The 20,445-nt window shown below is 40.5% G+C and carries 14 protein-coding genes; all 14 read right to left on the bottom strand.

Annotation, left to right across the window (positions count from 1 at the left end; genetic code table 11):
• Nucleotides 1-35: 35 nt before the first annotated feature.
• Nucleotides 36-764, bottom strand: a complete 729-nt coding sequence (locus tag MKY11_RS08310; protein WP_135008876.1) for an SDR family oxidoreductase — start codon at nucleotides 762-764, stop codon at nucleotides 36-38.
• A gap of 29 nt (nucleotides 765-793) precedes the next feature.
• Nucleotides 794-3,913, bottom strand: a complete 3,120-nt coding sequence (locus MKY11_RS08305) for an MMPL family transporter (RefSeq protein WP_096881431.1) — start codon at nucleotides 3,911-3,913, stop codon at nucleotides 794-796.
• Nucleotides 3,891-4,367, bottom strand: coding sequence for a MarR family transcriptional regulator (locus tag MKY11_RS08300; RefSeq protein WP_024720380.1), 477 nt, complete (start codon nucleotides 4,365-4,367; stop codon nucleotides 3,891-3,893). Before MKY11_RS08300 ends, MKY11_RS08305 begins: the two co-directional genes overlap by 23 nt.
• Nucleotides 4,368-4,518: 151 nt before the next feature.
• The gene (locus MKY11_RS08295; RefSeq protein WP_039166628.1) at nucleotides 4,519-5,811 is read right to left on the bottom strand and encodes a pitrilysin family protein; all 1,293 of its coding nucleotides are present in this window, start codon (nucleotides 5,809-5,811) and stop codon (nucleotides 4,519-4,521) included.
• On the bottom strand, nucleotides 5,808-7,088 hold the full coding sequence (locus MKY11_RS08290; protein WP_056704743.1) for a pitrilysin family protein: 1,281 nt from the start codon (nucleotides 7,086-7,088) through the stop codon (nucleotides 5,808-5,810). Before MKY11_RS08290 ends, MKY11_RS08295 begins: the two co-directional genes overlap by 4 nt.
• A 145-nt stretch (nucleotides 7,089-7,233) precedes the next feature.
• The gene (locus tag MKY11_RS08285; protein WP_100325014.1) at nucleotides 7,234-10,350 is read right to left on the bottom strand and encodes an MMPL family transporter; all 3,117 of its coding nucleotides are present in this window, start codon (nucleotides 10,348-10,350) and stop codon (nucleotides 7,234-7,236) included.
• A 319-nt stretch (nucleotides 10,351-10,669) separates the two neighbouring features.
• On the bottom strand, nucleotides 10,670-11,902 hold the full coding sequence (locus tag MKY11_RS08280; protein ID WP_173408013.1) for an MFS transporter: 1,233 nt from the start codon (nucleotides 11,900-11,902) through the stop codon (nucleotides 10,670-10,672).
• Between the two features lie 100 nt (nucleotides 11,903-12,002).
• Nucleotides 12,003-12,728, bottom strand: a complete 726-nt coding sequence (locus tag MKY11_RS08275; protein ID WP_008344706.1) for a GntR family transcriptional regulator — start codon at nucleotides 12,726-12,728, stop codon at nucleotides 12,003-12,005.
• Nucleotides 12,729-12,892: 164 nt separating this feature from the next.
• Entirely contained in the window at nucleotides 12,893-15,268 is a 2,376-nt protein-coding gene (locus tag MKY11_RS08270) for a DNA translocase FtsK (RefSeq protein ID WP_342502006.1), read from the bottom strand.
• Nucleotides 15,269-15,378: 110 nt separating this feature from the next.
• On the bottom strand, nucleotides 15,379-15,615 hold the full coding sequence (locus tag MKY11_RS08265) for a YlzJ-like family protein (protein ID WP_008344712.1): 237 nt from the start codon (nucleotides 15,613-15,615) through the stop codon (nucleotides 15,379-15,381).
• Nucleotides 15,612-16,340, bottom strand: a complete 729-nt coding sequence (locus tag MKY11_RS08260) for a ClpP family protease (protein ID WP_008344713.1) — start codon at nucleotides 16,338-16,340, stop codon at nucleotides 15,612-15,614. The genes MKY11_RS08265 and MKY11_RS08260 overlap by 4 nt, the downstream gene beginning before the upstream one ends.
• A 121-nt stretch (nucleotides 16,341-16,461) precedes the next feature.
• Nucleotides 16,462-18,129, bottom strand: coding sequence for a ribonuclease J2 (gene rnjB, locus MKY11_RS08255; protein ID WP_008344715.1), 1,668 nt, complete (start codon nucleotides 18,127-18,129; stop codon nucleotides 16,462-16,464).
• 171 nt (nucleotides 18,130-18,300) lie between these two features.
• Nucleotides 18,301-19,167, bottom strand: a complete 867-nt coding sequence (gene dapA, locus MKY11_RS08250) for a 4-hydroxy-tetrahydrodipicolinate synthase (RefSeq protein ID WP_008344717.1) — start codon at nucleotides 19,165-19,167, stop codon at nucleotides 18,301-18,303.
• Nucleotides 19,168-19,197: 30 nt separating this feature from the next.
• Nucleotides 19,198-20,412 carry an aspartate kinase gene (dapG, locus tag MKY11_RS08245; RefSeq protein WP_019744173.1) on the bottom strand — a complete coding sequence of 405 codons (1,215 nt, stop codon included), beginning with the start codon at nucleotides 20,410-20,412 and terminating at the stop codon, nucleotides 19,198-19,200.
• Between the last annotated feature and the right edge of the window lie 33 nt (nucleotides 20,413-20,445).

The following is a 20,445-nucleotide window of genomic DNA, read 5'->3' as shown; positions in this document are numbered from 1 at the left end:
AGCTTTTGTCATGGAGTGACGAATTATACACGTTTTTAACAGTACCAGCCGCCATTAACGGATAAAATTTGACCTGTCATATAACTTGACTGCTTTGAGGCGAGAAACCAAATGACATCGGCTATCTCTTCAGGTGCGGCAAGACGGCCGAGTGGAATCTCCTCTTCCATCATCGCAAGGTCTTCTTGTGTGAAGCTTTTCATCATATCAGTCTGAACCGCACCTGGTGAGACTGCATTTGCTCTAATTCCACTTGGGGCAAGCTCTTTGGCAAGCCCTTTAATGAAAGCATTTTGAGCACCCTTGACCATACTATACAGTACTTCACACGAGGCACCCGTTTCCCCCCATATTGAGCTAACCGCAATAATATGACCTGACTTTTTTTGGATCATGGCAGGCAAAATGGATTGGGTAAGCTCATATGGACTTGTCACATGAAGCTGCACCATGCTGGCTAGAACTTCTTTTTCAGTATCTGTCACTAAACCAACATGACTCTTTCCGCTATTTAAAACAAGAATATCTGGATCAAGCGGCAGGCGGCTGACAAGCTCTGCTGCTCCGCCTGTTTTCGCTAAATCAGCTTGGATGACGTACGTTTCTACTTGATATGTTTCTTTGAGATCAGCGGAAAGACGGCTAGCCGCTTGTTCATTTTGATGATAATGGAGCATCAGATGGCAGCCTTCTTGGGCAAGCTTTTTGGCTGTCGCCTGCCCAATTCCGCCACTGGCACCAGTAATCAGTGCCCAACGACTCATACTTTGTTCCTACTTTCTTTATGGAATCCTTATTCTTTTCGTTTAAATGGGAACCAATTCGCTGATCCGAACAATTTGACCATCACAGGTACGAACAATGGTAGCACAACGAGCGCATACAATAAAAGCCCTGTGAGAACAAGTGTTGCAATCTGTAAGAGTGACAATACACCTGATGGCAGCATCGCTGCAAATGTTCCTGCCAAAATGACGGCAGCAGACATAATAACAGATCCCATATTTTTCATTGATTCAGTCATGGCAAACTGGATGTCTTTTGTTTTGTATTCATTGAAACGTTCCATTAAGAAAATCGAATAATCGACTCCAAGCGCCATTAAGATGACAAAGCCAAAGAATGGAACAGCCCAGTTGATGCCCGGATATCCGAAGAAATGGGTGAAAATAAATTCTGTTACACCAATGGCGGTAAAGTACGTTAAAATCAGCGATCCAACTAAGTAAAGCGGCATCACGAGAGAACGGAAGAGAATCACTAGTATTAAGAAAATACCGATCATCATGTAAAAAACCGTCTTATTGAAGTCTTGGTCTGACAGCTGTTTTAAATCAGCGTTCATACTTGATACACCAGATACGCCAAATGAAACATCTTTTAAGTTTGTTTCAGGAAGTGCACGTTTGACCGAAGCTTCTACTTGTTTAATTGTTTTCATGGCGTCGTTTCCATATGGATTGTCTTCTAAAATGACGTCAATCTTTGTCATTTTGCGGTCATCCGACATATAGGAATCGAACACTTGCTTGAAAGCTTTATTTTTTAGAACATCTTTTGGAATAAACCAACCGGCCATGTCTTGATCTGGTGCGTTTTTCAGTTCATCTAAGTAGTCTCCTGCACCCATTAAGCCGTTTGAAATTTTCTCAAGTCCGTCGACACTTTTGTTTAGACCATCTGTCAGCTTGGTCAGATCGTCACCAAAGCCTCCAATTTTTTCTTTCATTTGTTTTTGACCATTAATGATGTCGCCGGCTCCATTTGCAAGTTTAGGCATACTATCAGCTAGCTGTCCTTGGCCTTTAGACGTTTGATCTAGCCCGTTTTCAATGGCTTCTAAGCCAGCAATCAGCTCATCAATTTGATTTGTAAACACTTTTTGCTGCTCTGAAGCTTTTGCGATAAAAGCATCTGCTGCTTCAAGCTGTTTTTTTGCTTCTTTTGCTTGTTTTGCATAGCTGTCAGCCTGTTTGGCTCCTTCTTGCAAGGTAGTAGAAAGTTCCTTATATGAAGCTTTGATGGCTTGATATGATTGGTTTTCTTTCACTTGCGGAATTTGCTGCTCAAGTGTACTGAACTGTTTATTTGCTTGACTGATCAAAGCTTTCACATCCGCTGCGGCAGAGGATGAAGTATCGACTTGTGCCAATGCGGCTTTTAATTCTTTGGAAATGCTTTTATAAAGTGCCACTTGCTGATTCACTTGTGCGACTTGATCTGTTAATTCCTTTTTCGCACCCTTTATTCTTTCTTTAATTTCAGAAACACCTTTTTTGTTTTGATCAATTCCGTTTTGCAGTTCTCTCATCTTTTTTTCGACGTTTTGAATACCTGATTTTACGGATTCGGTTCCAGAAATCAATTTGTTAATGCCTTTTCCAGATGATTTAATTTGTGGTGTTTGATCCTCGATGGATTTACTCATGGTTGTAAGAGCATCTTGGATCTTTTTCAACCCTTCGTTACTTTTATCAAGCCCGCTATTTAGCTCTTTGGCTTGAGATTTCACGTACAGATCATTCAGTCCTTTTCCAACAGGGCGTGTCGCACTTCTTACTTTACTCACGCCATCTGTTTGTTCAATGGCGCGGCTTAGTTTTTCAACAGCAATCAGACCTTCGTTATTGTCTAAAAGATCGGATGATTTCACGACAACGGTTGCTGGAAGGGCTTCACCTGGTCCAAATTTGTCAGAGATCGTATTAAATGCATTGACGGATTCGTATTTATTGCCGATTTCGTCTAGGTTGTTATATGAAAGTGTTCCTTTATACATAAGAATCGCTGGAAGGGTAATAATTGCAACGATTAGCAAGCTGAGAAGTGGTTTCTTAAATGAAAAACGACCGGCTGTTTCCCACATTTTCGATTGCGGGTGGGCAATATCGCCTTTGATCGGCCAAAATAACACTTTTCCTAAAACCGCCATAAAGAATGGAACGACAGTGAGCAGTGCCACAATTAACACGGCGACACCAACCGCCACGGCTACAGCTGATTTATACAGTTGGAATTGGGCTAAACCGATACACGTAAAACCAATGAGAACAGCAATTCCGCTGAATAAAACGGTTTTACCTGCCGTCTTATATGTTGTAATAATCGCCTCAATCTTATCTTTTCCGTGAGATAGTTCTTCTTTAAACCGGCTTAGCAACAGGATGCAGTAGTCGGTTCCAATCCCAAACATGATGGCGACCATAAAAATTTGGGTAAAGGTTGAGAGCGGAAAATCAACATACTTTACTAGGTAAGCCACAATGGATTGGCTGACCAAATAGGAAAGCGCCACAGCCACTAAAGGAACGAACGGTGCCACTGCGGATCTAAAGACAAGCACAAGAACAATTAAAATAAACCCAATTGTAATGAATTCCGTTTTTTTCAGACCTTCTTGTGAGCTTGTGATGACATCATCGTCGATTAGCGGCTGACCTGTCATTTCAAATTTCAGGTTCAGGCTCTTAAGCTTTTCATTGACTCTTTCTTTAAAATCGGATGCTTTGATTTTGTTCGAGTCGTATGTAACTGGAACAAGAAGTGTTGTTTGATCTTTAGAGAGCATCTGTTTTTTAATATCTTTGTTTGCATCAAAATAAGAAGTGATGTCTTCAACATGGAGATCTTGATCCTTTTCTAAAATCTCCATCGCTTTCTTTAAAGAGGCTTCTCTTTCTTTGACGATATCCTTTCCTTGAAAGACAATGACGATCGATTTTTCCGTATCCCCATTTTCAGACATGTTCTTTAATAATTGATCGGCGTAGGAAGAAGGATAACCATCTGGAACAGAAATCTGCCCTTTTTCTTTTGTTAATTGCGCCATATTAGGAGCGGTGATTAATAATACAGCCGCTAGTACGACCCAAAGGATCGTAATCAGCCATCTACCCTTTATGATTGCTCTCATTACTATGTTGTGCCTCCTCTTCGATGATAATTTGATAAATCTTTTCATATGTTTGAATAAATGATTCTATTTCTTTTTCATCAAATTTTTCTAAATATGACCGAACAAGATCCTGAAGCTGCTTTTCCATTCGGCTGACCACTTCTTTTCCTTCGGGTGTCACATAAAGATGAACGTTTCTTCGATCAGCTTGATCATGCTCTCGATAAATATAATCTTTATTAAAAAGACGATTGGTCATGGATGTCACAGCACTTTTGTTGACATTACATTCGATGGCAAGGTCTGTTGATGTACATCCTGGGTGTAAATTGATGTATCGAAGCGAGTAATATTGATCAAGTGTCAGTTCTTTATCGAGCTTTTCCGTGATCATACTCGATACTTTTTTTTCCATCATGAGATAGACGTCCGCATATCTCTGGATGAGCTGGGCAATTTTATTTTGTACCATATGCTGCTCCTTTAGTTTGATTGTTTAACTATTAAATAGTTTAACTAATTGCCGAAACAATTGTCAATCAATATCTTCGCATATAAAGCGATTTCTTTAGCTGGACACAAAAAAGACAAACTCTTATATGTTGAGTTTGTCTTTTTTCGTTTTATTTTGTTTTCGGTACGACTTTAAAAACTGACATTCGTTCTTCATCAATTTCTTCGTCTAAGATTTGCTGAATATCTGTTAATTGGATTTGCTCCAGTACTGGCACGACATCAAATAAGCTCATTTCTAAGAATGCGTATCGAGTGAATTGATTGGCGATGTACTCCGGGGAGTTCATTGCTTTTAAAAAGCTGCCAATTTTTTTCTTGCGAGCAAGTTCAATCTTTTCTTCTGTGATCAGGCTTTTTGCTTGAAGAAGCGTTTCTTTTAATTCATCTGCGAGTTGATCAGGGTCATTTGTATCTCCACCAACTGATGTGAAGCCAAAGCCGCCTTCTTCCGTATAATCGTAGCTGAAGGTCTCATCAATTAAGCCTTTTTCATACATCTGTTCATATTGTAAGGAGCTTTTACCAAACAGCGTCTCTAAAATGAGATTCATTCCGAGCTCATGTTTTAACAGTTCATTGCCTTTTTTATGAGGATTCTTTGTTTTTAATCCAAACATACATTTTGAGCCTTGTACGTTCATTGGAAGTTCGTATTCTTTTCGGTACACACCTTCAGGCTCATTGATGTCTTTTCGTTTGATCTCTGGCTGGTCTGTAAATGGCTTTTTCGCCTGATTCGCTCGAACTTGATCTAATATTTGCTTCGGATCAACGGGACCGACAACAAATAGAAGCATATTGCTTGGGTGATAGAACGTTTCATAGCATTCATACAAATGATCTTTTGTAATCGGAGCGATGCTTTCTACTGTTCCAGCTATATCAATTCTCACAGGATGCTCTTGATATAGATTTTCAATCAAACCGAAGAATAAACGCCAGTCGGGATTGTCATCATACATGTTAATCTCTTGACCAATGATGCCCTTTTCTTTTTCGACTGTTTTTTCAGTAAAATAAGGTTCTTGCACAAAATCAATGAGTGTCTCAAGGTTTTGTTCGACATTTGAGGTGCTTGAGAATAAGTAAGCTGTTCTCGTAAATGTCGTAAAAGCATTTGCGGATGCTCCTTGTTTACTAAATGTATGAAACACATCTCCATCTTCTTTTTCAAACAGCTTGTGCTCTAAGAAATGGGCAATTCCATCAGGCACTCGGATCATGTCTTCTTTGCCAAGCGGCACAAATTCATTGTCGACAGAGCCGTATTTTGTTGTAAAGGTTGCATAGGTTTTGTTAAACCCTTGCTTTGGCAGTACATAGACGTCAAGTCCGCTCTCCATTTTTTCGTGATAGACCGTTTCTTGCAGCTGGTCGAATTGAATTGTTTTCACTGTCATGAAGCACCCTCCGTTCCTTTAAGAAAATAGGTCGTATCCCATTCGATTTTTTGACCCACTTTGATGATGTCCTCTTTTGTCACTCTGTCTAACGCTTCTAAAAAGGAATCGAGGCTCTCCCCTGTTGGCACGACGGCATGCTGATATAAGTATTCCGCTGTTCCATAAGACGTATCAATGGTTTCGAGCAGCTGATTTTTGACGACAGCCTTTGTCTGTTCAATTGCTTCATCAGAAAAATCGCCTTTTTGCATGGCATCAAATTGTTCTTTGATAATGTCTACTGCCTGCTGATAGTTGCCGACTTCAATTCCTGACATGACCATCATCAAACCTTTAAAGCTCTCAAGTCTAGAAACAGCATAGTACGCAAGACTTGCTTTTTCCCGCACATTGATAAATAGCTTTGAATGAGAGAAGCCGCCGAATATGCCATTAAACAAATGCAGCGCCGGATAATCTTCATCTGCTATCGTTGTATGTGTGCGAAAGCCAATGTTCAGCTTTCCTTGTTTTACGTCCTCTTCATCAATGACTTCTTTTGGCTCTATTTGTGATCTTGATGATTCGGTATTTTGTTTGACTGGCTCTCTTTCACTTGTTTTAAAGTATTGCGAGACCATTCGATTGATATCTTGTTCATCAACGTCTCCCACAACATAGAGATCCAGCTGGTTGGACTTAAGTGCATGCTCGTATGCTTTAAAGAGCGCTTCTGCCGTAATCGCTTCGACGTCTTCCATTTCACCATTGACGTGCAGTGCATATGGCTCACCTTTACACATTTCCTGTACAAGTCTTAAGTTTGAATAGCGCATTTTGTCATCATAAACGGCTTGAATGCGCTGTTTCAATGTTCGCTTTTCTTGCTCAACGTACAATTCATGAAATACTCCGTTTTCCACGTACGGGTGGAATAAAAGTTCAGAAAGTAAGGCAATCCCTTTTTCTAATAAAGGGGTTTGATCCTTTAAATATTTTTCATTCGCCATTTCTAGACGGAAGGTAATGATGTGATTTTCACCTTTTTTCGCCATGTCTGCGGAAACGGTCGCGCCATAGAGCTCGTCGAAATAAGCACGAAGCTCTCCCGTTTTCGGCATTTTTTCTGTTCCTCTTAAAAGCACATGCGGGAAAAGGGAACGCATGGTGACGTCATCTTTGGATAAAGGCGCAAGCATTTTAAAAAGGATCGTCACGGTTTTAAATTTTTCTGTTTTGACAATATGAGTATGAAGACCAGGTGTATCAAATGTCTTCTCTTGTAAGTACGTCATGAGAAACCTCCTTTGTTCATCCTATTTATTATGTATTAGAACATAGCTGATATATACGTGAAACAGCCATTTAATAGTCATTATATCAATCAGAGGAAAGGATAGGAAATAAAAACGCCTCTGCTAAAAGCAGAGACGCAGGTTGTTATTTCATTCTAAACGGCCACCAATTCCATTTTCCAAAGATGCGAACCATGACCGGAATAAAGAGTGGTAGAACAACAAAAGCATATAATAAAAGTCCAATGAGTACGACCGTTGCAATTTCAACTAATGACAATACACCCGATGGCAGCATCGCAGCAAAAGTACCCGCTAAAATAGCAACTGCTGAAATAATGACGGACCCCATATTTCTCATCGCTGATATCATGGATGCTTGAACATGCTCTCCCTTCCATTCATTGAAACGATCCATCAGGAAGATCGAATAATCAATGCCAAGGGTCACAAGGATAACAAAGCTGAAAAATGGAACAGCCCAGCTGACACCATCGTAGCCAAAGAATGTTTTGAAAATCCATTCTGTTAAGCCAATGGATGTAAAATACGTTAATATGAGTGAAAGTGTTAAGTATATCGGCATGACGATTGACCTTAGTAATAAAACTAAAATAATAAAGATACCAATTAACATGAAAATAACCGTTCTGATAAAGTCACCGTCTGACGTTTCTTTTAAGTCAACATTTAAACTGGAGATGCCAGATACACCGTAATTGGCATTTTTCAAACCACTTACAGGTAAATATTGATCAAGGGTTTCTTCGATTTTTGCTACACCTTTCATTGCTTCATTGCTGTATGGATTTACATTTAAAATCACTTCAAAGGTTGTTAATTTACGATCTGGGGACATATACGTATTAAATATTTTCTTAAACTCATGGCGTTTCAATACTTCTTCTGGTATAAACCAGCCCGTTACTTCTTCATCTGGTGCTTCCTGAAGCTGTTTTAAGTAGCTGTCTGCCTCGGTAAAGCCGCTTTTTACTTGCTCAAGTCCGGAAATACTTTCATCTAATCCATCTGTTAATAGTGATAGTTTAGATGATAGCTGGTTAAACCCTTTTTTCACGGCTTTTTGGCCATCTGTCAGCTGATCTGCGCCATCTTCAATTTTAGGCATTTCTTTGATGAGCTGTTTTTGGCCTTTATTCGTTTCATCAAGACCATCATAAATTTGATCTAGACCTGTCATCAGCGCCTTTACTTGTTGTTTGATTTCTTTTTGCTTGCTTGAGAACGTTTGAATGACTTGATCTGCTTTCTTGATCTTTTGTTTAAAGGCAGATGCTTCCTCTTCATAGACGCTCATTTGCTCTCCAGCTTGATCGAGCATTCCTTTTGTGTCTTTGAATACTTTTTTGATTTCTTTATATTCATTCATGTCTTTGATTTCTGGAAGCCGGTTTTCAAGCCCTTCAAATGATACGTTTTCATAGGATTGTTTCACTTTTTTAATCGTTGTCATCAGCTGCTCATTTGATGTTGCGTGACCTTCCAGTGTGCTTACGACTCGTTCAAGATCTTGAATCATGGTTTCACTTCTGCGGTATTCTTGCTCTAATTCTTTTTTCGCTTGTTTGATTTCAGTGCGAATGGTTCCTACGCCCTCTTTACTGCGCCTCACACCATCCTCTAAAGAAATGAGTGATTTCCTCACTTCTCCGATACCGCCTTTGATGGCTTTTGTCCCATCAATCAATTGATCAATCCCTTTAGCGGATTCTTCAATTTTTGGTTTTTGTTTGAGAAGTGCTAAGTTTGTTTCGGTCAAGCCATCTGTAATTTTCCCGATGCCCTCGTGACCTTTCCCAAGCTCTCCTCCCAGCTCTTTCGCTTGAGAGGTAACGTAGAGCTGACTTAACCCGTCTCCAACTGGGCGAGTGACACTGCGAACCGCTTTCACTTCCTCAATGTCATTTAACTTACGGGTCAGTTTTTCAATCATGACAATCTTTTCTTGATTATCGAGCTCATTGTCACTTTCGACAAGCACATTCAGCGGCAGCGCTTCACCAAAGCCAAATTGCTCAGATATCGTATTAAATGCAGACACTGACTCATACTTTGTCCCAATCTCATTTAAACTATTATAAGAAAGAGTGCCGTCATACATCAGAATCGGAGGAACAGTGATGAGTGCAACTACACCTAAGCTGATGAGCGGTCTTTTAAATGAAAAGCGCCCAGCCCATTCCCAAATCTTACTTTGTGGATGACGAATGTTTTCTCTTTTAGACGGCCAAAAAAGGGATTTTCCGAAAACCGACATAAAAAAGGGAACGATTGTGACAAGTGCAATGAGCAGGATGCCAACGCCTACGGCAACGCTGACGGCTGATTGGTACAATTGGAATTTTGCGAAACCAATACTTGAGAAGCCGACTAACACAGCTAAGCCGCTGAAAAAGACTGTTTTCCCTGCACATTGATACGTGATGATAATCGATTCTTTGACATCACGCCCCTGACCAATCTCCTCTTTAAAACGGCTTAAAAGTAATATACAATAATCCGTTCCTATACCGAACATAATAGCTACCATAAAAATCTGAGTGAAATTAGAAATAGGAAATGGTGTATATTCTACGAGAAAAGCCACAATACACCGGCTGACAGCATAAGAAATGCCAATCGTAATAAGCGGAACAACAGGTGCCAGTATCGATCTGAATACAATTATTAAAATAAAGAAAATAAAAATCATCGTGATAAGTTCAGTTTTCTTCAGACCTTGTTGAGAGCTTTTAATGACATCTGAGTCCACAAATTTTTGACCTGTCATTTCATATGAGACGTTGTAGGGCTTTAAAACTTCCTCAATTCGTTCTTTAACCTTCACAGCTTTTGTTTCGTAGTGGTCGAATTTGAATGGAACAAGAAGTGTACTTTTATCCTTTGATAAAAGTTGTTTTTGAATGTCACGATCTACATGAAAATACGAAGTAATTCCGTCAATGTGGAGTTCTGGGGCATGTGTCATGAGTGCAGCTAAAGCCTTTTTTAATTCCTGCTCTTTGGCAGGGAACAAATGTTGTTCGGAGAATACAATCACACCAGTATCTTTTTTCCCATTATGATCTGAAAGCTTATCCAATAAGTGAAGTGCCTCAGCTGTTGGTGTCCCCTCTGGAACCTTTAACTGCCCTTTTTCTCTTGTTAATTCCTCTAAATCGGGCGCAGTAATAAACAGAATCACAGCTGTTATCATCCACACCATTAATACAATCCATCTTGCTTTAATTATTTGCAACATAGCTGCTTCAAGCTCCTTCTAGTTCATCAATCAATTTGCTGTTTTTGAGCGTGTCTGAAGTGCTGACTTCGTCTCCTTCAACGTGCTAATGGCAGGATGACCTATTCAATTGTCCTTTCGTGTTGAAGAAACGCATATCCATCATCAGCCACGAGCTCAATTTCTGCCTTAAAACAAAGACAGAAAATGAATGTTTTTGAACACCTCCTATTTGGGATAATTTAAAAGATATTACTATACATTAGTTTAACTATCAAAATTTTACATGTCAATTTATAAAAAAGAAAAAAGATGGCAAAATACCGTCTTTTTTCTATGTTTAAACCGTTTTCAATTGTTCACTTTCATCCTTTTCATCTGGCTGGATGAAAAAGAGGACCAAAAATAATGAAATGAGACTACATATGGTCGATAGAATAAAAACGATGGCGTCTCCTTTATCCATAAGAAATGCGTAAATTGGAGGTCCTAAAGCAACACCGATAAACCGCATGCTGCTATAAAATGACGTAATGGTTCCGCACTGCTCTTTTTCAATCCCTTCTGTTATCAACGCATCAAGTGCTGGAAGCACAATGCCAATTCCTACGCCGCCAATACTTAAGCAGACAAACAACACGTAAAAACTGTGATTCCACCATAAAAATATATACGAAAGTGATAAAAGAGCCATACCAACGATGAGAAATATCCTCATTTTCCCCTTTTCTTTCCCGATTGTTTTCCCCGCAATATACGAGCTGATTGATAAGAAAAGGAGCGGGATACTTAGCAGCAAGCCTTTTTTGACACCCGTTATTTGATACGCTGCCTCTAGGTTATCTGATAAATAAAAGAGCACGCCAAAAAGAAGAAACATAATAAAACCGCCAATAGCAAAAATGGCATAAAGCCAGCGTCCCTCATGTTTAAAAATCGTCTTTGTTGCTTTTAAAAACTCTTTAAATGTAGGCGGATCTTCCTCTTTCTTTGCGGATTCAACCATAAACAGAACCATCACAAAACTGATGATTGAAAAGAATGGAATGAACCAAAACGGCACAAACCAAAACCAAGAAGCGAGAAGTGCCCCAATAATAGGACTGAGTACCTTTCCAGCTGTGTTAGAGGTTTCGATTGCTCCAAGTCCCGCACTTACCTCTTCATCATCGTGAAACAAATCGCCAATAAACGGCATGACGACAGGTGCCGCTCCAGCTGAACCAACACCTTGAAGGACCCTGCCAAATAGAATCCACATGTACGGTTCTTTCATGATGGTTGAGGCCACAGCTGCAACAGCTCCTCCAAGCCCTGCGATTAAAAGACACGGTAAAAGTACCTTTTTCCGCCCAATTCGGTCAGATAAATAACCGGCAATCGGAATACACAAAATCGCCACAACGGAGTATACCGTAATAATGAGTGACACTTGAAAGGAAGTGATTGAGAGTTTCTTTTCTATCTCTGGTAATACGGGTATTAGCATCGAGTTCCCAAGCGTCATGATTAGAGGCACTGATGATAATGCAATAATATTCTTTTTACTGACTGTTTTCTCGCCCAACATCATTCACCCAATTCTATATACTGTTACGTATTAGTGTGGCACGTTTCACGGGTTTTATGTATAGACAAACAAAAAGCAACCGCCTATGGAAGCGACTGCTTTGTTAAAATCGTTTACGTATGACATGGAAACTGAATTTATCCGCTCGAAAATAATTGAGCGAGTATAAGACCGGCTGATCATCTTGATCATAGTGCATTTGTTTCAGTAATAGTAACGCTGTTTCTGGGTCACATTCTAATATCGGTGAAACCTGATCGTGATAACCAATCGGTTCGATGTCTGCCACTGCATATTTAATTCCGCTGTGCGGTTCTCTGCCAAACAGCTCAAAAAGCGACTCTTCCTCGTGAGTAAAAGAAGCGGGAAGATGTTTAACCGGAATTTTATCTAAACAATAGACGACTGGCTGTCCATCTGCTGTTCGAACGCGTTCCATTGAAAAAACCTTCTCGGATTCATCACACTGAAAACGAATGACATCATTCTCCGTCGGCTCCCCTTCTTGTGAGGACAAAAAAATGGTACCTGGCGTCATATTGACCTGTTCAATCATTTTTGTAACACTTGTCAGCTGTTCAATGCCAGTAGAAAAAAGCGGTCTTGAGTTGACGAAAGTCCCCACACCATGCCTTCTTATTAAATATTTCTCTTCTTCTAATATACGAAGGGCTTCACGAAGTGTCGCTCTGCTCACGCCTAAAAGCTTTGAGAGCTCAAATTCAGAAGGCAGCTTTTCTTTTTCGGCATATACACCTGTTTGAATATCTTCTTTAATACGGTCAATCACTTTCAAATATAAATGGCGATTGTCTGTTTTGGTCGACATGTTTTCCCTCCGTCTAATCAATGCAAATGATAAGATGAGAAATCTCTATTCCGAGATAAGATGAACATAACTATATCACGTTTTTGCAAATAAATAAATAGTCTGACATCCAGTTAACATAATCAATATATCGTTAACTATATGTTAGGAAAGCTCTCTTCGAATTATGAAGAGAGCTCGTCATGTTGTTCTTTTGAGAGGAGGACTTCTCTCGGTTTACTTCCTTCATATGGTCCGACAACCCCACGCTCTTCCATTGCGTCAATAAGACGTGCAGCACGGGTATAACCGATGCGGAACCTCCTTTGCAGCATAGAAACAGAGGCCGTCTGCATGCCAATGATCAGTTCAACTGCTTCATCATATAAGTCGTCGTCCACAGCCCCAAGCTGATCTTGCGTTTCTTCACTTGGGATCATTTCTTCTTGATATTGTGCTTTTTGCTGTGTGATGACATGATCAACGACATGTTCCACTTCTTCATCTGATAAAAAGGCGCCTTGTACACGAACTGGTTTGTTCGCACCGACCGGTAAGAACAACATATCCCCTCTGCCCAGCAATTTTTCTGCGCCTCCCATATCAAGAATGGTCCTTGAATCGGTTTGTGACGATACGCTAAATGCAATACGAGATGGAATATTGGCTTTAATGACACCAGTAATGACATCAACCGAAGGTCTCTGTGTGGCGATAATTAAATGAATCCCTGCAGCACGTGCCATTTGAGAAAGCCTTGTAATGGAATCTTCCACATCAGAGGAAGCTACCATCATTAAATCAGCAAGCTCGTCTACAATGACGACAATATAAGGGAGTTCTGGCTGCTTCGCTTCTTCTGATTGATTCATTCGTTTAATGTAATCATTGTACCCTTCAATATTTCTTGTACCCGTATGAGAAAACAATTCATAACGGCGCTCCATTTCACTAACCACTTTTTTAAGTGCCTGTGAGGCTTTTTTAGGATCGGTTACAACTGGAGCCAACAGATGCGGGATGCCGTTATAAACATTTAATTCAACCATTTTCGGGTCAATCATCATCATCTTTACTTCATGAGGTTTTGCTCTCATGAGAATACTTGTGATAATGCCATTGATACATACGCTTTTTCCGCTTCCTGTCGAGCCAGCCACAAGTAAATGCGGCATTTTGTTCATTTCAGCCAGTACAGCTTCACCAGAAATATTTCGGCCAAGTCCGATGAGTAGCTTGGCATTTGGGCGGTCATTTTGTTTCGATTCTAAAACCTCTTTTAAAGAAACCATCGCAATTTCTGCGTTGGGAACTTCAATTCCGATGGCGGATTTACCAGGAATCGGCGCCTCAATTCGAATGTCTTTTGCTGCTAATGCAAGGGCTAAATCATCACTCAAGTTGACGATCTTACTTACTTTCACGCCGACATCAGGGTATACTTCATATTTTGTGACGGCCGGCCCTAAATGAACTTGTGTCACTTTTGCTTTTACACCAAAGCTTTGGAAGGTCTTTTCAAGTTTTCTTGCATTTTCATAAATATTCTTCTTATCTGTTTGCTGACCTGAATGCTGCGGCTCAGCTAAAATATCAAGCGATGGCAACTCATAATCCTTATTTTCAAGCTCCGTAAATGTCATAGGCGGAGCTTCTTTCGGTTCATCCCCTGTATCATGAGACGGAGTGCCTTGTATAGTTTCTTGAAGAGGATCTGGCTCATTGACCGGCTGATCTTTTTGAACCGGCGGTGTGAGCATGTCATCTCGATCAGCAAAACTTGAGATAATTGGCTGACGATTGTCAGAAGCCTGCTCTTCTTCCTCGATCAAGATTTGATCATGATCTTCTTCGGCCTCTTCTTGTATGCGTGAACGTTTTTTCTTTTCACTTGTTTTCTGCGCAGGTGCATTCTTTTTCGCCTGCCTTATACTTTTCATATCTTCAATAAATGCTTTCCACTGCTTCACCAAAAATTGTGATACAGGCAGCGTCACTTTTTTGACCATTTCTTGCAGTGACCGGTTAGTGATCAGAACAATGCCAATCAGCATTAGCACAATGGCCATGATTTGAGATCCTGCTTGTGCAAACAAGAAATAGGAGGCCGCAAATAATACGGCACCGATCATACCGCCTCCTAAATCGGGTGAGCCTGTCTCACCTTTCATATCCATTAAGAATAACTCAAACGTATTTCTGATTACACTTTGAGAGCCTATCACGCCTGCAGCTGAAAGATGCTGAAAAAGCTTCACATGGGACAAAAGCAAGATACTCGCAATGATGCAGTATAAACCTGCTTTTCTTCTTGTCAGTAAATCAGGAATTTGTTTTTTCCAAAAGATCGTCACACCAAAAAGAAATAATCCGATAAGGCAGAGAATAAACCATTCACCTGCAAAGAATCGGAATAGATGTACAAAGGTTTGTCCAACTACACCTAGCTGTAAAATGGCAATGATCGCTATGGCAATACAGACTAACCCATTTAGTTCATATTTCAGTTTTAGCTGTTTATTTTGTTTTTTTCTTGTTTTACGTTTTCTCTTTTTCGCCATACTCATCACCTTACTACAAAAGAAAATATAACCTACGAAAAGATCAGAAAGAAAGCAGCCTGGTTTTGGCTGCATCTTGTTGTAAGTTTTCCCTTTATTATAGCATAGAATCATTCATATGAGTCGGTTTGATTGGTGCCTAAATGTAACTTCAATCGCTTACCTGGTGCAAGCTCCTGATTCAAAAAGTCCATTGGATTCGTACTCATTACTTGAACGATTTCCGCTTCATCTTCTTTCATTTCAACCATCACTGGCACGCCCTGAATGTTTACCTGCTGGAGTTTGCGTTCTCCTTGTTCCTCAGCGTAAATGGCTTCATAAGGCATAGGTGTATATAAAATCATTGGATCAGCCCCTCGTTTTGTGCAGCCCGTTCTCCAATAAGCTCGTTCAGCTTTTTAATCGCTTGTCCAACGCCGCCGACTTCATGCATCAGTCCGTATTCAGCCGCCTCATGGCCAACGACATTTGTCCCGATGTCTCTTGTTAGATTGCCTTTAGAGAACATAAGCTCTTTAAATTTCTCTTCTGTAATGTTTGAGTGACTCGTGACAAAGTTAATGACTCTTTCCTGCATTTTATCTAAGTATTCAAAGGTTTGCGGAACACCGATGACTAGACCGGTTAAGCGTACAGGGTGAATGGTCATCGTTGCTGTTTCGGCAATGTATGAATAATCACACGATACGGCGATTGGGACCCCAATAGAGTGGCCGCCGCCAAGCACAATGGATACAGTCGGTTTGGATAAAGAAGCGAGCATTTCTGCAATGGCTAGTCCTGCTTCTACATCGCCGCCCACTGTATTTAAAATGATTAGAAGCCCTTCAATTTTTGGGTTTTGTTCAACTGCTACGATTTGTGGAATGACATGTTCGTATTTGGTTGTTTTATTTTGTGGCGGCAGCTGCATGTGCCCTTCAATTTGTCCAATAATAGTCAGGCAATGTATGTTTGTATCTTGTGATAACTGCGGGACGGCTGTTTCACCAAGCTGTTGTATTTTGCTCATAATGCTATCTTTTTCTTCTGGTTTTCGCTCAGGCTGCTGTTCATTCTGTTCGTCCATTTGTCTCCATCCTTTCCTAAAAACTCTCCTCCTATTATGAACAAGATCGTCACATTCCATCCGCATTCATCATGTCACATCAAAAAAGCCCAAAGAGCTTGTGCTCTTTGGACTTTTCTCATCACACTTCCATAATAATTGGAATGATCATTGGCTTACGTTTTGTTTTTTCATATAGGAATTGATTTAGTACATCGCGCATGGATTGTTTCAGTGTTGACCATTCAACAATTGAGTTTTCCGTTTGCTCTTTCACAATCCCTTTGACCATTTCTGTTGCTTTCACAATCAGCTCTTCGGATTCTCTTACATAAACAAATCCTCTTGTGATGATCTCAGGTCCAGAAATTAATTGTTTCTTTTGTTTATCGAGCGTAATGACCACAATTAAGATGCCATCTTGAGACAATAGGCGTCTATCACGTAAGACAATATTCCCAATATCACCAACACCAAGACCGTCGATCAAAATGTTCCCTTGATGTACTTTTTCACCGATTTTGACGTTTTGACCTCTAAATTCCACAACATCCCCTTTATCAATTAAGAAAATGTCGCTTCGTTTCATGCCCACTTCTTCAGCAATACGAGAATGTGCTTTTTGCATGCGATATTCGCCGTTTACTGGAATTAAATACTTTGGCTTCAGTAAGTTCAGCATGAGCTTTAACTCTTCTTGACAGCCATGTCCAGATACATGCACACGTTTTTGAGCAAAAATCACTTGTGCTCCGCTTCTTGTAAGGAAATCTACCGTTTTTGAATAGGTGAGTTCTTGTCCTGGAAGAGGTGTAGACGCAATCACAACCGTGTCATCTTTTTCAATATGAAGCTGTTTGTGATTTTGTTTCGCCATTTTTGTTAAAGCAGCGAGAGGCTCACCGTGGCTTCCTGCTGTGAGAATGACCACACTGTTTTTCGCCATTTTTTTCACTTCTTGGACTGGAACAAATAATTCTTCGTCTGCTGTCACATAACCAAGTTTGATCGCAAGCTGAAGCGTTGTCATCATATTTTTCCCTGCTACTGCAAGCTTACGGCCATTTTGGTTTGTGGCATTAATGATTTGCTGTACACGGTTAATATTTGATGAAGATACAGCGACAATCACACGATTTTCAGCATTGTACATCGCATTTGAGATTTCGTCTTGGACGAGCGCCTCAGAAGGTGTATAGCCTGGTTTTTCAGCATTTGCACTGTCTGAAAGAAGTGCTAAAACGCCATTGTTTCCAATTTTCGCAATCTCTCCGATGTCACAGGCTTGGTTAAGCGCTGGGGTTTGATCAAATTTAAAATCACCTGTGCATACGATTGAACCAAGAGATGTTTTGAAGCTGATTCCGACTGAATCAGGAATACTGTGATTCGTTCTAAAGAATGATACCTTTGTTGTTTCAAATGTAATGACTGACTTTGCATGAACCTCTCGCAAATCAGCTTTTTGATTGAATCCGTATTGCTTTAACTTTTCTCGAAGTAACGCAAGGGTCAGCTTCGTGCCGTAAACTGGTACAGACAATTTGCTTAAGCAATGGAATACGCCTCCGATTGCTTCATCATGTCCGTGGGTAAGAAAAATTGCTTTCACCCGATCAGCTCGTTCTGTTAAATAAGAGATATCAGGAATGACCACGTCAATGCCTAGCATTTCGTTTTCTGGATGCATGAGTCCTGCATCTACAACATATATGTCGGAATCAATCTCAATGACATATAAGTTTTTCCCGATTTCTCCAACGCCTCCCAGTGCAATAATTCTTACGTTCTCTGTATTTTTCTTTTTCAAAATTCTTATCCTCCTAGTCTCAAGCCCGTCCATCATCGCTTAATGCTATTATAACTGAATCTAATTTTAGAAAACAAGATGAAGTCACATTTTAAGAAAGTGTTTATGTATAAAAAACGGTCATACTCAGGGACATCTGAGAATGACCGCTTACGAATTTTTTTGTTTTGATCAGCTGTTTAATACGCTGCTTAAATTCAGTCTCTCTTCTTCTGATAAAGGTAAAAGCGGGAGTCGAACAGATCCGACATCTAATCCTTTCAGCTGAAGAGCTGTTTTGACAGGCGTTGGATTTGGCGCTGAGAACAGCTGGTTCATAATCGGCACCAGCTTTTGATGGATCAATGCTGCGTTTGCTGTTTGTCCTGAAGCGTAGCTTTTTAGCATTTGCTGCATATCAAGGCCTACGATATGAGAAGCCACAGAGACGACTCCTTTTGCACCAACCGCAACCGCAGGAAGCGTTAGGCTGTCGTCACCAGAATAAACGTCAAAATCTTCTGGTGTCTCTGCAATGATTTTTGTCATGGCATCTAGATCACCGCTTGCTTCTTTGATTGCGACAATATTCGGTATTTGCGCAAGTTTAATCGTTGTTTCTGGTGCTAATGAAGCAACCGTTCTTCCTGGTACATTGTAAAGCATGACAGGAAGAGATGTAGACTCGGCAATTGCTTTAAAGTGTGCATACATGCCTTCCTGTGATGGCTTGTTGTAGTAAGGTACGACAAGCATCACTGCATCAACGCCCGCTTCTTCTGCTTTTTTCGTTAGTTTAATAGACGCATTTGTGTTATTACTGCCTGTTCCTGCAATGATTTTACAACGACCATTTGCTAATTTCACCGATTGCTGAAAAAGAGCGACTTTTTCTTCAGTCGATAAAGTTGGCGATTCGCCTGTTGTCCCTGCAACGACTAAAGAGTCACTGCCGTTTTTTAACAAGTAATCAATGAGAATTGATAGCTTTTGGAAATCAATGTTGCCCTTTTTATCAAAAGGTGTAATCATAGCTGTTGCGATATTTCCGAAATTCATTTTTTTCACCTCATCATGATTCAATCACATTTATCTTGAAAGTTCAAACACTTCATGAAGGGCATTAACAGCCGCTCTCATGTTTTCTTCGTTCACTAACACCCAAATCGTCGTATGACTGTCAGCGGACTGTAAGATCGGAATATTTTGCTCAGATAGTGCAGATACAATTTTAGATGTGACACCTGGTACACCCATAATGCCTGCTCCAACAGCTGATACCTTTGCACAGTTTGTCGTGACAATCGGCGTATAGCCCAGATCTTTTAGGATCGCCGTTGCTTTTTCAGTCATTGCACCTGTCACCGTATAGACGATTTCGCTCGGTGTAATGTTGAAGAAATCGACACTGATTTGGGCATTTGCCATTGCTTTAAAGACTTCTGTTTGTACGCTGTACTGTCCCTCTTTAGCTGGGACTTTGATTTGTGTGACATCATTGACATGTGCAATACCCGTAATCAGGCGGTCGTACACATCATGACTCATTTTATCTGAGTAGTGTGATGTCACGAGTGTGCCCTCATCATCAGAGTATGTTGAACGGACCCTCATTGGTACTTTTGCTTGCATGGCAATTTCAACAGCTCTAGGGTGAATGACTTTTGCCCCTTGGTATGCGAGGTTACAAATTTCTGTGTATGTCACGACTCTCAGTGGTTTTGCATTTTCTACGATACGGGGATCTGCTGTCATGACCCCTTCTACATCTGTAAAAATATCGATGAAATCTGCCTGCAATGCAGCGCCTAACGCAGCAGCTGACGTATCACTGCCGCCTCGTCCGATTGTTGTCACGTCTCCATTTTTTGCAGCGCCTTGGAATCCAGCAACGACAACCACATCATGCTCTGAAAGTGCCGCCTCAAGACGTTCACACTTCATGTCAATAATTTTCGCATTTGTATGTTCTTTATCTGTCACAAAGCCTGCCTGTGATCCAGTCATCGCTACAGCCTTTAGCCCGTTTTCATTCAGCATACTTGAAAAAACAACAGCTGAAATATTTTCTCCGCAAGACACGAGTAAATCTTTTTCTCGGTTTGTCATATGCTGCGCATTGCCGTAAAGCAGACCGAGCAGCGTATCTGTCGCATAAGGATCGCCTTTTCGTCCCATCGCAGACACGACAACGACCGATTTATAGCCTTTCTCTTTTGCAGATAAGATATGTGCAAGTGCCCTTTTTCTCCCTTGATCATCTTTGACAGATGTACCGCCAAATTTTTGGACAATTATTTTCACTGTTTTCACTCCAAGTTCATTCTGACGTAACAG

The sequence above is a fragment of the Bacillus sp. FSL W7-1085 genome (assembly GCF_038595035.1).
Taxonomy (GTDB): Bacteria; Bacillota; Bacilli; order Bacillales; family Bacillaceae; genus Bacillus; species Bacillus altitudinis.
The sequence above is the reverse complement of the archived record's forward strand: the minus strand, read 5'-3'. Positions and strand labels throughout refer to the sequence as shown.

Coding starts and splice junctions, on each gene's coding strand:
- MKY11_RS08280 (WP_173408013.1), bottom strand. CDS start 11,902: ATGATGTTGGGCGAGAAAACAGTCAGTAAAAAGAATATTATTGCATTA.
- MKY11_RS08265 (WP_008344712.1), bottom strand. CDS start 15,615: ATGATTTTATATACACCTATGCCTTATGAAGCCATTTACGCTGAGGAA.
- MKY11_RS08285 (WP_100325014.1), bottom strand. CDS start 10,350: ATGTTGCAAATAATTAAAGCAAGATGGATTGTATTAATGGTGTGGATG.
- MKY11_RS08310 (WP_135008876.1), bottom strand. CDS start 764: ATGAGTCGTTGGGCACTGATTACTGGTGCCAGTGGCGGAATTGGGCAG.
- MKY11_RS08275 (WP_008344706.1), bottom strand. CDS start 12,728: ATGTCGACCAAAACAGACAATCGCCATTTATATTTGAAAGTGATTGAC.
- MKY11_RS08270 (WP_342502006.1), bottom strand. CDS start 15,268: ATGGCGAAAAAGAGAAAACGTAAAACAAGAAAAAAACAAAATAAACAG.
- MKY11_RS08290 (WP_056704743.1), bottom strand. CDS start 7,088: ATGACGTACTTACAAGAGAAGACATTTGATACACCTGGTCTTCATACT.
- MKY11_RS08295 (WP_039166628.1), bottom strand. CDS start 5,811: ATGACAGTGAAAACAATTCAATTCGACCAGCTGCAAGAAACGGTCTAT.
- MKY11_RS08305 (WP_096881431.1), bottom strand. CDS start 3,913: ATGAGAGCAATCATAAAGGGTAGATGGCTGATTACGATCCTTTGGGTC.
- MKY11_RS08300 (WP_024720380.1), bottom strand. CDS start 4,367: ATGGTACAAAATAAAATTGCCCAGCTCATCCAGAGATATGCGGACGTC.
- dapA (WP_008344717.1), bottom strand. CDS start 19,167: ATGAATTTCGGAAATATCGCAACAGCTATGATTACACCTTTTGATAAA.
- MKY11_RS08260 (WP_008344713.1), bottom strand. CDS start 16,340: ATGGACGAACAGAATGAACAGCAGCCTGAGCGAAAACCAGAAGAAAAA.